The organism is Mesorhizobium sp. LCM 4576 (assembly GCF_001854815.1).
GTDB lineage: Bacteria > Pseudomonadota > Alphaproteobacteria > Rhizobiales > Rhizobiaceae > Mesorhizobium > Mesorhizobium plurifarium.
The window spans coordinates 303,404-317,140 of sequence record NZ_MDDT01000024.1; the positions used below are offsets into that span (position 1 = coordinate 303,404).

General features: G+C 64.0%; 16 protein-coding genes. 7 read left to right on the top strand and 9 right to left on the bottom strand.

Going from position 1 to position 13,737, the window contains the following annotated elements; genetic code table 11:
* Window positions 1-41: 41 nt before the first annotated feature.
* The 4 genes from LCM4576_RS14480 to sppA all read right to left on the bottom strand — a co-directional run bounded on the left by LCM4576_RS14480 (window position 42) and on the right by sppA (window position 2,808).
* Entirely contained in the window at window positions 42-1,019 is a 978-nt protein-coding gene (locus LCM4576_RS14480) for an ornithine cyclodeaminase family protein (protein ID WP_071032689.1), read from the bottom strand.
* Window positions 1,020-1,041: 22 nt separating this feature from the next.
* The gene (locus LCM4576_RS14485) at window positions 1,042-1,371 is read right to left on the bottom strand and encodes a hypothetical protein (RefSeq protein ID WP_040990318.1); all 330 of its coding nucleotides are present in this window, start codon (window positions 1,369-1,371) and stop codon (window positions 1,042-1,044) included.
* Window positions 1,372-1,489: 118 nt separating this feature from the next.
* A complete protein-coding gene (locus tag LCM4576_RS14490; RefSeq protein WP_040990317.1) occupies window positions 1,490-1,774 on the bottom strand; it encodes an integration host factor subunit beta in 285 nt (94 codons plus the stop codon).
* 77 nt (window positions 1,775-1,851) lie between these two features.
* The gene (gene sppA / locus LCM4576_RS14495; RefSeq protein WP_040990429.1) at window positions 1,852-2,808 is read right to left on the bottom strand and encodes a signal peptide peptidase SppA; all 957 of its coding nucleotides are present in this window, start codon (window positions 2,806-2,808) and stop codon (window positions 1,852-1,854) included.
* Window positions 2,809-3,098: 290 nt separating this feature from the next.
* Here sppA and lptC point away from each other — a divergent pair, with 290 nt between their 5' ends.
* The 6 genes from lptC (at window position 3,099) to ptsN (ending at window position 8,342) form a co-directional block, all read left to right on the top strand.
* On the top strand, window positions 3,099-3,812 hold the full coding sequence (lptC, locus tag LCM4576_RS14500) for an LPS export ABC transporter periplasmic protein LptC (protein ID WP_071032690.1): 714 nt from the start codon (window positions 3,099-3,101) through the stop codon (window positions 3,810-3,812).
* The gene (locus LCM4576_RS14505) at window positions 3,799-4,395 is read left to right on the top strand and encodes an LptA/OstA family protein (protein WP_071032691.1); all 597 of its coding nucleotides are present in this window, start codon (window positions 3,799-3,801) and stop codon (window positions 4,393-4,395) included. Before lptC ends, LCM4576_RS14505 begins: the two co-directional genes overlap by 14 nt.
* Entirely contained in the window at window positions 4,395-5,213 is an 819-nt protein-coding gene (gene lptB / locus LCM4576_RS14510; RefSeq protein WP_071032692.1) for an LPS export ABC transporter ATP-binding protein, read from the top strand. The genes LCM4576_RS14505 and lptB overlap by 1 nt, the downstream gene beginning before the upstream one ends.
* 179 nt (window positions 5,214-5,392) lie before the next feature.
* Window positions 5,393-6,922, top strand: coding sequence for an RNA polymerase factor sigma-54 (gene rpoN, locus LCM4576_RS14515; RefSeq protein WP_071032693.1), 1,530 nt, complete (start codon window positions 5,393-5,395; stop codon window positions 6,920-6,922).
* Between the two features lie 305 nt (window positions 6,923-7,227).
* Complete coding sequence (hpf, locus tag LCM4576_RS14520) at window positions 7,228-7,815, top strand: ribosome hibernation-promoting factor, HPF/YfiA family (RefSeq protein ID WP_041004919.1); 588 nt, start codon at window positions 7,228-7,230, stop codon at window positions 7,813-7,815.
* A gap of 62 nt (window positions 7,816-7,877) precedes the next feature.
* The gene (ptsN, locus tag LCM4576_RS14525) at window positions 7,878-8,342 is read left to right on the top strand and encodes a PTS IIA-like nitrogen regulatory protein PtsN (protein WP_071032694.1); all 465 of its coding nucleotides are present in this window, start codon (window positions 7,878-7,880) and stop codon (window positions 8,340-8,342) included.
* 145 nt (window positions 8,343-8,487) lie between these two features.
* On the opposite strand, the gene LCM4576_RS14530 is transcribed toward ptsN, so the two are convergent.
* Both LCM4576_RS14530 and LCM4576_RS14535 read right to left on the bottom strand, forming a co-directional pair.
* On the bottom strand, window positions 8,488-8,745 hold the full coding sequence (locus tag LCM4576_RS14530; RefSeq protein ID WP_071032695.1) for a DUF1150 family protein: 258 nt from the start codon (window positions 8,743-8,745) through the stop codon (window positions 8,488-8,490).
* Window positions 8,746-8,808: 63 nt separating this feature from the next.
* Window positions 8,809-9,234 carry an Hsp20 family protein gene (locus LCM4576_RS14535; protein WP_040990309.1) on the bottom strand — a complete coding sequence of 142 codons (426 nt, stop codon included), beginning with the start codon at window positions 9,232-9,234 and terminating at the stop codon, window positions 8,809-8,811.
* Between the two features lie 261 nt (window positions 9,235-9,495).
* On the opposite strand from LCM4576_RS14535, the gene LCM4576_RS14540 reads away from it, so the two are divergent.
* Window positions 9,496-10,437: a nucleoside hydrolase gene (locus tag LCM4576_RS14540; protein ID WP_071032696.1), complete on the top strand. Its 942-nt coding sequence runs from the start codon at window positions 9,496-9,498 to the stop codon at window positions 10,435-10,437.
* Between the two features lie 164 nt (window positions 10,438-10,601).
* Here LCM4576_RS14540 and LCM4576_RS14545 read toward each other — a convergent pair whose 3' ends face one another.
* The 3 genes from LCM4576_RS14545 to LCM4576_RS14555 all read right to left on the bottom strand — a co-directional run bounded on the left by LCM4576_RS14545 (window position 10,602) and on the right by LCM4576_RS14555 (window position 13,671).
* The gene (locus LCM4576_RS14545; RefSeq protein ID WP_071032697.1) at window positions 10,602-11,216 is read right to left on the bottom strand and encodes a LysE family translocator; all 615 of its coding nucleotides are present in this window, start codon (window positions 11,214-11,216) and stop codon (window positions 10,602-10,604) included.
* 94 nt (window positions 11,217-11,310) lie between these two features.
* A complete protein-coding gene (locus tag LCM4576_RS14550; RefSeq protein ID WP_071032698.1) occupies window positions 11,311-12,762 on the bottom strand; it encodes an amidase in 1,452 nt (483 codons plus the stop codon).
* A gap of 3 nt (window positions 12,763-12,765) precedes the next feature.
* Entirely contained in the window at window positions 12,766-13,671 is a 906-nt protein-coding gene (locus LCM4576_RS14555; protein WP_071032699.1) for a ribokinase, read from the bottom strand.
* Between the last annotated feature and the right edge of the window lie 66 nt (window positions 13,672-13,737).

Below are 13,737 nucleotides of genomic sequence, written 5' to 3' on the forward strand. Positions count from 1 at the left end.
GGCAGTAGGCAGTAGGCAGTAGGTGTGAGTCTTCCTCCTGCCTAATCCCTACTGCCTGCGCGCAGCGCCTTGTAGATGGCGATGCCTGCGGCGAGATCCTCAAGCGCTGCGCCAACCGACTTGAACAGCGTGATCTCGCCGTCGCTTTGCCGGCCCTGCTTCTCGCCGCGGGCAAGCTCGTGCAGGTCGGCGACGATCGCTTCCGGTTTCAGYACGCCYGAGGCCAGCGGCTGGACGATGTCGCCGRCTTCCTTGGTGGCGCCGGCGCGGGTGTCGACATAGACGCGGGCGCGCTTGATCGCGTCGTCATCGCTTTCGCGCATCGTCGGCGTGAAACCGCCGACGAGATCGACATGGGCGCCGGGCTTCAGCAGCGCGCCCTTGACCAGCGGCGTGTTCGAGATGGTCGCGGAGGCGACGATGTCGGCCTCGGCAAGCTCCGCGTCGAGATCGCCGGCGGCACTTGCAGGAAGGCCTTCGGCTCGCAAGGTGGCCGCCACTTTTTCGGCATTGGCCGGCGTGYGGTTCCAGATGCGGATGGATGCGAYCGGCCTGACCGCCGAATGTGCCTTGGCAAGGAACGGCGACAGCGCGCCGGCGCCGATCACCAGAAGCCGCGAGGCGTCCTTGCGGGCGAGATAGGAGGCGGCAAGCGCCGAGGCGCAAGCCGTGCGCCACTGCGTCAGGCGCTGGCCGTCGATCAGCGCCTGCGGCTCGCCGGTGACGCCGTCGAGCAAAAGATAGAGGCCCATCACCGCCGGCTTGCCGATGGCGTTGTTGTCCGGCGATACGGTGACGATCTTGACGCCGATATGGCCTCCCGCCGAGGTACCAGCGGCATTGAAGTCGGTCCAGGCCGGCATCAAAAGCAGGGTCGAGGCGGCGCCGTCCGGGCGCTCGACGCCATGATGATGGCGAACCGGCTGCATCGCGCCTTCGCGGAAGGCGGTGCGCAATGTCTCGACAAGGCCGGGAAAGGTCAGCGCGCGGTCGACCTCGGCGGYCGAAACGGTCAGCATCGGAGGCTCCGTGAGGCGTTAGCTAGTTCGGCTTGGGCAGCGCTGGTCCATTGGGCGCCGCCGGTGGGCGGCTCACCGCCTGGCGAAGGTTTTCAGCTTCCAGACCGCGCTGGCGCGCGAGCTTGCGGTAGCGCCCCTGCTTCACCCACGTCGCCATGCTGCCGACGACCATGCCGACGGCCAGGGCAAGGAACAGGAAGATGAAAAGCGGCAGGTTCAGCGTCAGCGCGGGATTGCCGGGATGAAATGGATCGAGCGTGAAGGCGACGGGGCCGCGATTGGCGACGGCAAGCGCGATCAGGATGATGGCCAGCGGCACGAAGACCACGACGAGGACGAAGCGATTGAACATCAGATCTCCACAGAGAGAAGCTTCCTAAGCGCGCATGTCCTTGTCCCGAAACCGGCCTCCACTTTCGGGAGACATGCTTTAAGCGCCAAGATGCCGTTTCAACCCGCCGGCGCGCGGCCTATTTGCCGCTGTTCAGCCTTTCGCGCAACTCCTTGCCGGTCTTGAAGAACGGCACCCACTTTTCCTCGACCTCGACGGATTCGCCGGTGCGCGGATTGCGGCCGGTGCGGGCGGGACGGTTCTTCACCGAAAAGGCGCCGAAACCGCGCAACTCGACCCGGTTGCCCTCGGCAAGCGCATCGGTGATCTCGTCAAAGATCGCACCGACGATGTTTTCGACATCGCGCAGGAAAAGGTGCGGGTTGCGCGCGGCAATAATCTGCACAAGCTCGGATTTGATCATATAACGTTCCCCGTAAAACCACTGCAGTCGATTATCAGGATGATTTTATTGCTTTTTTGGCTCGTCCAAGCGAGATGTCAAGGGTGCCAGACCGAAACGAGACCGTCAAGAAACAAGCGGTCGGCGCCGAGCTCGTGAATGACATCGCCGCCGGCATCCGGCAGGCCGAGCGCCTTGGCCGCCAGTTTTGCCATCGACTGGGAAAACAGGAAACCRCCACGCCTGTCCTTGTCCTTCCACTCGACGACCTTGAGCTTGGCGTCCACGCCCTTCGTCGCCAGCCAGTCGATCGCCTCTTGCTCGCCGCCGACGGCGTCGACCAGATGGTTGGCCAACGCCTGGCGGCCGGTGAAGATCGAACCGTCGGCCAGCGCCAGCGCCTGCTCGTGCGTCATCTTGCGGCGGTCCGCGACGATGCCGACGAACCAGTCGTAACTGTCGAGGATCAGCTTGCGCACCATGGCGCGCTCATCGTCATTGGTCGGCTTGAAGGGCGAGGGCGAAGCCTTGAGCGGCGACGATTTCACTTCCTCCAGCTTGATGCCGAGCTTGTCCATGAGACCGCTGACGTCAGGATATTGGATCAGCACGCCGATCGAGCCGACGATCGAGGTCTGGCGGGCGACGATATGGTCGGCCGCACTGGCGATCATATAGCCGGCCGATGCCGCCAGCGTGCCGACCTCGGCCACCACGGGCTTGTCGCCGGCAAGCTTGCGCACGGCTTCGAATGTCGACTCGCCACCGACCGTGGTGCCTCCGGGCGAATCGATCGACAGGATGACGCCCTTCACTTCTGGCGACTTGCGGATCGCCTCCAGCCTTTTGAGCAGTTCCTCATCCTCGGTGATGGTGCCTTCGATCTTGACCTTGGCGATGTGCGGAACCGCCTGGCCGGTAAAATTGTCGTCATAGACCCAGGTCGAGAACGCGATCACCGCGGCCGCCAGAACCAGAAACGCGACCACGCGCCAGAAAGTCAGCTTGCGGCGCAAGCGGCGGCGGTCGATCAGGTCGTCGGCTCTCATTGCCATCGTCAGCCTCATGGATCGGTGGGAAAGCACGCTTTTAAAGCAAGCCTCGGCACACGGCTACCGTTTCCTGAAAATGCCGCGCCGTGAAGCGTTGACGCCGACCTCACGAAAAATTAACGCAACCAAGTCCCTATCTGCTATGAAGTACAAGCCGTCTCGCCGGATTCCTGTCGATTTTGCGGGTGGCAGTTGTCACATTTTTGCAGTTTTGATCCGCTTGTGCTTGCTTGTAGGTGTCGGCATACCACCTATAGGCGGTGTTTGGGCGGGCAAAGGTCCATTAGAAAGTCATGTTGGCGCGATCTGACGAAACGAGCGATGCTGGCGAGGCATCGGCTCCGGCGGCCGAGGGCGGCACGCGCGGAGATGCCTTCAACCGCGCGCAGCGGCACTCGCGCCGCGTGCGCGTGCTGAAATTCGCGGTGCCGCTGCTCGCGGTCGCCATCGCCGTCGCCTTTCCAGTCTATTCCTACCTCAAAGCGCCCCTGTCGGTCTCGGTGCAGGCCGACGGCACGGCGTTTTCCGACGGCAAGCTGGTGATGGCCAATCCGAAGCTCAACGGCTTCACCAAGCAGAAGCTGCCATATTCGCTGACGGCGACCAGGGCGACGCAGGATGTCGGCCAGCAGGCCGTCATCGACCTCGAAGGCATCAACGCCAAACTGCCCGTCGCCACCGACAATATCGTATCGGTCGATRCCGCGCACGGTATCTACAATCGCGACGCCAACACGATGGACCTGACCAGCGACGTCAGCGTGACGACGACGGACGGCCTGGCGGCGAAGTTCAAATCGATCTTCCTAGACATGGGCAAAGGCTCTATGAAGACGAACAATCCGGTTGATGTCAGCCGCGGCGGGTCGCGCATCACGGCGGATTCGATGGCGGTCGAGGACAACGGCAGGCTCGTAGTCTTCGAGAACCGGGTTCGCGTCAACATAGATCCAGCCGCGCTGAAGGCAGCGGGGGTAAACGGTGGAGAACAGAATGCGTCGCAGTAAATCCGCATGGCTTTCGGGCGCTGCTTCCGCATTGCTGTTTTTGGYGACGGCGCATTCCTTCGCGCAATCGAGCGCGACCAGCCAGATCCCGGGGCTCAAGCTGTCGGGTGACCAGCCGATCCAGATCGAAAGCGACAAGCTCGAGGTCCGCCAGGCCGAAAGCATGGCCATATTCAGCGGCAACGTCACCGTCAATCAAGGGCCGACCCTGCTGAAGGCCGGCAAGATGACGGTCTACTATGTCAAGGATGCCAATGCCGGCAAAAGCGCCGCGGCCGGCGCGTCGGCTATGACCGGCGCCGCCAATATCGACCACCTCGAGGTGGAGAACAAAGTCTACGTCAAGTCGAACGACCAGATCGCCACGGGCGACAGCGGCACATTCGACATGAAGACGCAGGTGCTGGTGCTCAAGGGCAAGGAAGTGGTGTTGTCGCAGGGCGACAATGTGCTCAAGGGCTGCAAGCTCACCGTGCAGATGAAGAGCGGACTCGCCAATGTCGACGGCTGCGGCGGCCGTGTGATGATGTCGTTCACGCCCCAAAAGCAGGGCGCGCAACAGCAGGGAGCGTCAGGCAACTAATGGCCGGCGTAACCTCGCTGCTGGCCCGTCTTCCGGGACGGGCGGCCGCAAAGCCGGCTGCGCCGGCGACGGTCGGCACCGATAAGGCAAAGTTCAAGGGCACCCTGATCGCGAAGGGTCTGACCAAGAGCTATAAGGGCCGCAAGGTGGTGAGCGGTGTCACGCTTGGCGTGCGCGCCGGCGAAGCCGTCGGCCTGCTTGGCCCTAACGGTGCCGGCAAGACCACCTGTTTCTACATGGTCACGGGGCTAGTGCCGGTCGACGAAGGCTCGATCGAGATCGACGGCTTCGATGTCACCTCGATGCCGATGTACCGGCGTGCCCGCCTCGGTATCGGCTATCTGCCGCAGGAAGCGTCGATCTTCCGCGGCCTGAACGTCGAGCAGAACATCCGTGCCGTGCTGGAAGTGGTCGAAARGGATCGCAAGGTGCGTGAACGCAACCTCGACGAGCTGCTCGAGGAATTCCACATCAGCCATCTGCGCAAGGCGCCGTCGATGTCGCTGTCGGGCGGTGAACGGCGTCGCCTCGAAATCGCGCGGGCGCTGGCGACGCGGCCGGCCTATATGCTGCTCGACGAGCCTTTCGCCGGTATCGACCCGATCGCCGTCGCCGACATCCAGCAGCTCGTTCGCCATCTCACGGCCCGCGGCATCGGCGTCTTGATCACCGACCACAATGTGCGCGAGACGCTCGGCCTGATCGACCGCGCCTATATCATTCATGCCGGCCAGGTGCTRACGCATGGCCGCGCCGACGAGATCGTCGCCAACGCCGATGTGCGGCGTCTTTATCTCGGCGAGGGCTTCACGCTCTGACTGCCGGTCTTCGGGTTGTGGCGCGGTCGCGTGGCGGCTTTTCGCTATTTTAGYGCTCGATAACGCTCCGGTAAGCCCCGGCTGCTAGCGTTTTCCTTGACAAGCAAAAGCCGGGCCAGTTTCTATGCCCGACCGAAAAACAACTGTGCGACGCGTAGACGAGGCGTTTGAATCCCACCATGGCGCTGGCAGCCAAACTGCAGCTCAGACAGTCCCAGTCGCTGGTGATGACGCCGCAGCTGATGCAGTCGATCCGCCTGCTGCAGCTCACCCATGTCGAGCTCGAGCGCTTCATCGACGAGGAGATCGAGCGCAACCCGCTCCTGGAGCGGGCCGAGCCGCAGGACGACGCCACAGGCGACCAGGCCCAGAAAAGCGAGGCGGCGCCGGAGCGGGCTTCCGAAGGCGACTGGTTCGAGGGCGAGACGGAATGGAGCGCGGAAGCGATCTCGCAAAAGCTCGATTCCTCCCTGGAGAACCTGTTTCCCGACGACCCCGGCACCCATGAGAGGCTGGGGCCGGACCTCACGGCGCAGTGGAAATCGGCCGCCGGCGGCGCCGCCGGCTCAGCATCGTCCGAGGGGTTCGATGTCGGCGACATGGCCGCGGCCGCCGTCACGCTGCGCGAACATGTCGGCGAGCAGATCGCGCTCGCTTTTCTCAGTCCCGGCGAACGCCTGATCGCGGGCGAGCTCGCCGATGGGCTCGACGAAGCCGGTTATTTGCGCACCGACCTCGGCGAGATCGCGGCCCGGCTCGGTGCGGACGAAACGGCGGTGGCGCGCGTGCTTGGCGTCTGCCAGACCTTCGAGCCGCCAGGACTTTTCGCGCGCGACCTTGCGGAGTGCCTGTCGCTGCAGCTGGCGGTGCGCGACCGRCTCGATCCGGCGATGAAAGCGCTGGTCGCCAATCTCGAGCTTCTGGCGCGGCGGGATTTCCAGACGCTGAAACGCATCTGCGGCGTCGACGAAGAGGATCTCCTCGACATGCTGGCCGAGATCCGCGCGCTCGATCCGCGTCCCGGCCTGGCGTTTTCGGGCGGCGCCAGCGATGYGATCGTCGCCGATGTCGAGGTGCGCGCGGCCAATGACGGCAGCTGGGCGGTGGAGCTCAACGCCGACACGCTGCCGCGCGTGCTGGTGGACAATGTCTACTTCGCCCGCATTTCGAGCCATRCAAAGGATCAGGCGGAAAAGGATTTTCTCGCCGAATGCCTGCAGAACGCCAACTGGCTGACGCGCAGCCTCGATCAGCGGGCCAAGACCATTCTCRAGGTGGCGTCGGAAATCGTGCRGCAGCAGGATGCCTTCCTCGTCCATGGCGTGCGTCATCTCAAGCCGCTCAACCTGCGCACGGTGGCCGATGCCATCGGCATGCATGAATCGACCGTCAGCCGTGTCACCGCCAACAAATACATGCTGACGCCGCGCGGCGTCTTCGAGCTACGCTATTTCTTCACCGCATCGATCGCCTCGGCCGAAGGCGGCGAAGCGCATTCGTCCGAAGCCGTGCGCGACCGCATCAAGCAGATGATCGACGAGGAAAAGCCCGCCGACGTGCTTTCCGACGACGCCATCGTCGACATGCTCAAGGAAAGCGGTGTCGACATCGCGCGGCGAACCGTCGCGAAATATCGCGAAGGCATGAACATCCCATCGTCTGTGCAGCGGCGCCGGGAAAAGCGGGCGCTGGCCAATGTCGGCCGCTAGGCTCGATCCGAATCTCGACAAGCCGTCGCCGGTGCGAGACAGGCGGATTTTCCGCAATTCCCAAGCTTGATTGACAAGCTGCAATGAAGTGTCTAGAAGCCCGCCCGCATGGAGCGGGGCGGTAATGCCCGCTCGCGAATGGGTCCGTCAGACACGGCCACGGACGGCCAAGAAGGCGACTTGTGATCAACCGGAAAGTTCGGGTCTAAAATCGGCGCGCATGCCGCTGCGAAGCTTGTGCGCGCGCGCCACGGGTATAAACTCGGGAACAGTTTGAAGCCTGAGCAAGGAAGGTCAGTTTTCAGATGAATCTACGCATTTCGGGAAAACACATGGACATCGGCGATGCGTTCCGCACGCGCATCAGCGACCGGGTCGGCGAGGCGATCGAGAAATATTTCGATCGGGGTTTTTCAGGACATGTCACGGTCATCAAATCGGGGTCGCGTTTCTCCGCCGACTGCATGGTCCGGCTCGATTCCGGCGCTTCGCTGCAGGCGACCGGCGACGCCCAGGACCCGACGCTCGCCTTCGAGGCGGCCGCCGACCGCCTGGAAACGCGGCTGCGCCGCTACAAGCGCCGGCTGAAGTCACGCAACACCGGCAACGGCAATGGCGAAGAGCCGACCGACATCGCCTATACGGTGATGGCCCCCCTTGCCGACGACGAGGAAGACATTCCGGAGGACTTCGCTCCGGCCATCGTCGCCGAATCAAGCATGACGCTGCGGACCATGTCGGTGGCGTCGGCTGTCATCGAGCTCGACAACAGCGACAGCCCGGTCTTCCTGTTCCGCAACGCCGGAACCGACCATCTCAACATCGTCTACCGCCGGCCGGACGGCAATATCGGCTGGATCGATCCGTCGACGACCAAAGTCGCTCAGGGATAAAAAGCCAGCCGCGCGAGGGGGACGACGACTGGCGCGGCAGGCGAGCAAGGGATTTTTCAAGCATGGATCTCAGTGATCTCATCAGCGTCTCGGCGATCATGCCGGCGTTGAAGGCGAATTCCAAAAAGCAGCTTCTGCAATTGCTGTCGGAGAGGGCCGCGGCGATTTCGGGGATTCCGGAACGGGAGGTGTTCGACACCGTCCTGCAGCGCGAACGGCTGGGCTCGACCGGCGTCGRCAACGGCATCGCCATTCCGCACGGYAAGCTCGCCGGCGTGAAGCGGATCGCCGGGGTCTTCGCCCGGCTGGAAACRCCGGTCGATTTCGAGGCGCTGGACGACCAGCCGGTCGACCTCGTCTTTCTGCTGCTTGCGCCCGAGGGCGCCGGCGCCGACCATCTCAAGGCGCTGTCGCGCATCGCGCGTGTGCTGCGCGATGCCGACACGGTGGCCAAGATTAGGGGCACGCGCGACGCGGTGGCGATCCACGCCCTGCTGTCGGACACGCAGGCCTCGCACGCAGCCTGAAGTTTTGGGATAGAATCTGGTTTTGGGATGAAACCCTAAAGGGGCCGCCGGGAGCGGCCCTTTCCATTTCGGACTGCCAGCAATCGCTACTTTAGTTGACCGTAATCTTATCCGAAAACCGGGTCCGACTTTTCGGGATTATGGTCTAGTGGATCGCGACAGTGGTCAGATCGTTCTCCAACGCGCCCGCCAGCGCCCGGTCACGGGCATCGGAAAGCAGGATCGGCTGGCCGTTGGCGGCAAACAGCGCCCACAACTCAAGGCCGGGCGCGATTTCCTGAAGGCCCGGGAAGCGGYCGCGCAGGTCGTCGCTCGATACTTTCCTGAGATAGGCGACCGAACCTTCGCCGAGATGGGCGAATTCGCCGCTGGTCATGGTGATCGTTTCGTCAGTTCTGGTCATTTCAAGCCTCCTTGGCGCGAGGACGCCAGGATTGGCCGCCTCGCATAGAGCCATCGGCGAAGGTCAGTCTTTCACCGATATGTTTATTTTCCGTACCAGCCGCTCGGACTCCGGCCGGTCGAGATCGACCGACAACAGTCCGTTCTTCAGCTCGGCGCCGATCACCCGCATGCCGTCGGCCAGCACGAAACAGCGCTGGAACTGGCGCGCGGCGATGCCGCGGTGCAGGAATTCGCGCTCGGTGTCGTCGCTCTGGCGGCCACGCACGATCAGCTGGTTTTCCTCCGTGGTGACATCGAGGTCGCTTTCGGCGAAACCGGCAACGGCCAATGTGATGCGCAGCCTCTCGGCCTTGCCGTCGGCGGCGCCGAGGCGCTCGATGTTGTATGGAGGATAGCTGTCGCCGGACTTCGCCAGACGCTCAAGCGTCTTTTCCATGGCATCGAAGCCCAAAAGAAGCGGGCTGGAGAAGGGCGTCATTCGACTCATTGTTACACTGTCCTCTGAAGAGCGACACAAACTGGAAAAACCCGGATGGCATTTTTCCCGATGGTCTTGATATGGTCCGCCGCGCGATCAAGTTCAAGCACTGAATCAGGATGACGTTTCGTTGAACCGCCATCCTGGTTCACCTCTTCGTTGGAGCATGATCTTATCCGAAAACCGGTTCCCACTTTTTGCTAACGCTGACCTCCGGTTCGGGATCATGCTGTAAGCCCCGCCCAAAAAGACTCCCCAAAAGGAATTGAAATGCCCCAGTCCAGAAAGATCATCATCGACACGGATCCCGGCCAGGATGACGCCGTCGCCATATTGCTGGCGCTTGGCAGTTCCGAGCTGGAGGTCGTCGGTATCACCGCGGTTGCAGGCAACGTGCCGCTGAAGCTGACCCAGAACAACGCCCGCAAGATCTGCGAATTGGCCGGCCGGCCCGACATCAAGGTCTATGCCGGCGCTATCCGCCCGCTGGCGCGCGAGCTGGTCACCGCCGAGGAAGTGCATGGCAAGACCGGCCTGAACGGCCCGCAATTGCCTGAGCCAACCATGCCGCTGCAGGAACAATATGCCGTCGATTTCATTGTCGAGACGCTGATGCGCGAGGAAAGCGGCACGATCACGCTCTGCCCGCTCGGACCGCTCACCAACATCGCGCTGGCGCTGATACGCGAGCCCAGGATCGCGCCGCGCATCAAGGAGATCGTTCTGATGGGCGGCGGCTTCTTCGAAGGCGGCAATGTCACGCCGGCCGCCGAATTCAACATCTATGTCGACCCGCAAGYCGCCGATCTGGTGTTCAAATCGGGCATTCCGATCGTGATGATGCCGCTCGACGTCACCCACAAGGCGCTGACCTCGTCCAAGCGCATCCAGGCGTTCCGTAAGCTCGACACCAAGGTCGGCACCGCGACCGCCGAGATGCTGGAGTTCTTCGAGCGCTATGACGAGGAAAAATACGGCACCGACGGCGGGCCGCTGCACGACCCATGCGTCATCGCCTATCTGATCAAGCCCGAGCTGTTCAAGGGTCGCCACTGCAATGTCAGCGTCGAGACCGCGTCGGAGCTCACCATGGGCATGACGGTGATCGACTGGTGGGGCGTCACCAAGCGGGAAAAGAACGCCATGGTGATGCGCGACATCGACCATGACGGCTTCTTTGCGCTGCTGGTGGAGCGGCTCGGGCGGCTGTAGCACCTCTTCCTTCCCCCCTTGTGGGGGAAGGTGGCCGAGCGAAGCTCGGTCGGATGAGGGGTGTTCCAGGGAGCGCTAACGTCTCACTCCGCTGGAACACCCCTCATCCGTCTCGGCGCTTCGCGCCGATCCACCTTCTCCCACAGGGGGAGAAGGAAAGGTGTTCACTTCGCCTTCGAGAACGCCAGCCACAGTCCGCCGCCGACCAGGAAGCTGCCGCTGATGCGCGACATCAGCTTGACGCGGCTGGCCGAGAGGATGCGGCCGGCGCGGCCTGCCGCAAGCGCGTAGGTCGAGTCCGACATGGCGGCGAAGATCATGGCGGTCAGGCCCATGACCACGATCTGCAGCGTGTAGTTGCCCTGTGGCGCGATGAACTGCGGGAAGAAGGCGCCGAAGAACACCAAGGTCTTCGGATTGCTGATCGCGACCAGAAAACCCTGCAGGAAGAAGCCGCCGCGCGGCTTTTTCGCCGATCCGTCCGGATTCAGGGCGCCTTTCGCGCGGAACATCTGCACGCCCATCCAGATCAGGTAGGCGGCGCCGAGCARCCRCACCCATTCAAACCAGTGACCCATGCCGGCGATCAGCGTGTTGAGGCCAATGCCGACGATGGCGATCATGATGGCGAGTCCGGCCTGCGTGCCGGCGACATTGGYCAAGCCCGCGCGCGAGCCGTGGCGGATGCTGTTGGCGATGATCAGCGTGACCGTGGGACCCGGCACCAGGATGATGACGATGCAAGCGACGACGTAAGTGGCGTAGAGTTCCAGCGACATGATCTTCCCTCGAGCAGGACAGCGCCGACTTGGGCGGAACGCGATCAATGCACGGGATTGATGCTGGCGCAAGCTGGCTGCGCGGGGCGACCCGTTACGCCGCCCCTGCCGACCATGGCAGTGTCGCCTCATAGGCTGCGCCGGCCTTGAGCACGGCAAGGTCACCGCGCGGGCGGCCGATCAGCTGCATGCCCATCGGCCGGCCGCTCTCATCGAAGCCGGCCGGCACGGCGAGCGCCGGGCAGCCGCCCAGCGTTGCAAAGGCGGAGACCTGCATCCAGCGGTGATAGCTGTCCATGGTCCGCCCCGCGACCTCGCGCGGCCAGTGGGTGGTCACGTCGAACGGGAAGGCCTGCGCGGTCGGCAAGGCGATGAGGTCGAAGCGCTCGAACAGCGATAGCAGCGTGCGGTGCCACGAGGTACGCCGGACACTGGCGGCATGGATCTGCGGCGCGGTGAGCCGCATCGCCTGCTCCACTTCCCAGACAGCCTCGGGCTTCAAAAGCCTGCGTTTTGCGGGATCGTCATAATGCGCCTTCAGTCCGCAGCCGCTGCTTGCCTGGCGCAAGATGACAAAAGCCTGCCACAGCGCCTCGAAATCGACATCGGGAACCAGCTTTTCACTGTGGAACGAGGCGTCGGCGAAGCGGGCAAGCGCGGCCTCGCAGAGATCGAGCACGCCAGGCTCCATCGGCAGGTGGCCGCCGAGGTCGCCCAGCCAGGCGACGCGGCCGCCGGCTGCCTTGGCCTCCAGGCCGTTAAGGAACGACCCCTCCTTGGCGTGCGACAGCGGCGCGCGCGGGTGATAGCCGGCCTGTTCGTCGAGCAGCAGCGCGATGTCGCGCACGCTGCGGCCCATCGGCCCTTCGACGCCCATCTGCGAATGGAAGACATCGATGTCGGGGCCGGCGGGCACGAGCCCCTGGGAGGGACGCAAGCCGTAGACATTGTTGTAGGCGGCCGGGTTGCGCAGCGAGCCGCCGAAATCGCTGCCGTCAGCGACCGGCACCATGTCGAGCGCCAGCGCCACGGCCGCGCCGCCGCTCGAGCCGCCGGCGGTGAGCGTCGGGTCGAAGGCGTTGAGCGTCGAGCCGAAGACCGGGTTGTAGGTGTTGGAGCCCAGCCCGAACTCCGGGGTGTTGGTCTTGCCGATGATGATGGCGCCGGCCTTGCGGATGCGCTCGACGAAGAAGTCGTCCGTGTCGGGAATGAAATCGGCGAAGATCGGCGAGCCGAAAGTGGTTCTGAGGCCCTTGGTCAGGGCCAGGTCCTTGATGGCGATCGGCAGGCCGAACAGCGATCCGGCCTCGCCGCCGTGGGCCAGATGGGCATCGGCCCTGTCAGCCTCGGCCAGGATGTCGGCGCGCTCGCGCAGCGAGACGATGGCGTTGACCAGCGGGTTCACGGCTTCGATGCGGTCGAGGAAAGCACTGACGACTTCATGCACCGATAGTTGTCGCTGCCTGATCCTGTCGGCGAGCTCGATGGCGGAGAGGCGGCAGATGTCGCTGGCCGGGGGCACGGCGTGTTTCGTGACGGGGCGCATGGCTTAACGGGTGCCCGCCAAAGCCGCGTCGACATCCTTTGTCAGCGGGATCGCCGGCTGCGCGCCGGGTTTCAGGCAGGCGAGCGACCCGGCCGCGGCGGCGCGCGTGAGCGCTTGCTCAAGCGACAGGCCGGATGACAGGCCGGCGCCGAAATAGCCGCAAAAAGTGTCGCCGGCCCCGACCGTGTCGACCGGCGTGATCTTCAGCGCCGGAACGGTGAGGAAATCGTGCGGCGTGGCGGCGAGYACGCCATCGCCGCCGAGCGTGACGACGATGGCGCGGCCGGTCTTTTGGGCGTAGTCGCGCATGCGGGCAGGGCGGTCACGGCCCGAAAGCGCCAGTGCCTCGCCATAGAGATCGAATTCAGTTTCGTTGGCGACGRCATAGTCGGCCTTGCCGAGGAAGCCGGCGGCTTCAGCCCGGAAGGGGGCGGTGTTGAGGACGCTGACCGCGCCTGCCGCGCGCGCGGCATCCAGCGTGGCCTCGACCGTCTGCAGCGGGATCTCATGCTGCAAGAGCACGACATCGCCCTTTTTGAGGTAAGCCTTGGCGACATCGCCCGGCACCACCGAATCATTGGCGCCCGGCACGACGGCGATGACGTTCTCTCCGTCGGCGCCGACCAGGATCAAGGCAGTGCCGGTGGAGGCGAAACTCTGGCCGACACCGGACAGATCGATATTGCCGGCCTTGAGAAGGGCGAGCGCTTCGGCGGCAAAGCTATCCTTGCCGACCGCGCCCACCATGCGCACCTGGGCGCCGGCGCGCGCCGCGGCCAGCGCCTGGTTGGCGCCCTTGCCGCCGGGCGCGGTGGCAAAGCCCGAGCCGCGCACCGTCTCGCCGGGCTCCGGCAAGCGGTCGACATTGGCGATGAGATCGAGGTTGATCGAGCCGACGACGATGATCAAAGACTGCCTCCCGTTGAAGCGGGTCAGCCTGCGTAAAGGCGGACGTGCTCCAAGATTCTGCTTCTT

What these genes read in the sequence shown, in the direction of transcription:
- LCM4576_RS14550 (WP_071032698.1), bottom strand. Translation starts at nt 12,762, where the DNA reads ATGCGCCCCGTCACGAAACACGCCGTGCCCCCGGCCAGCGACATCTGC.
- LCM4576_RS14490 (WP_040990317.1), bottom strand. Translation starts at nt 1,774, where the DNA reads ATGATCAAATCCGAGCTTGTGCAGATTATTGCCGCGCGCAACCCGCAC.
- hpf (WP_041004919.1), top strand. Translation starts at nt 7,228, where the DNA reads ATGAATCTACGCATTTCGGGAAAACACATGGACATCGGCGATGCGTTC.
- LCM4576_RS14535 (WP_040990309.1), bottom strand. Translation starts at nt 9,234, where the DNA reads ATGAGTCGAATGACGCCCTTCTCCAGCCCGCTTCTTTTGGGCTTCGAT.
- LCM4576_RS14485 (WP_040990318.1), bottom strand. Translation starts at nt 1,371, where the DNA reads ATGTTCAATCGCTTCGTCCTCGTCGTGGTCTTCGTGCCGCTGGCCATC.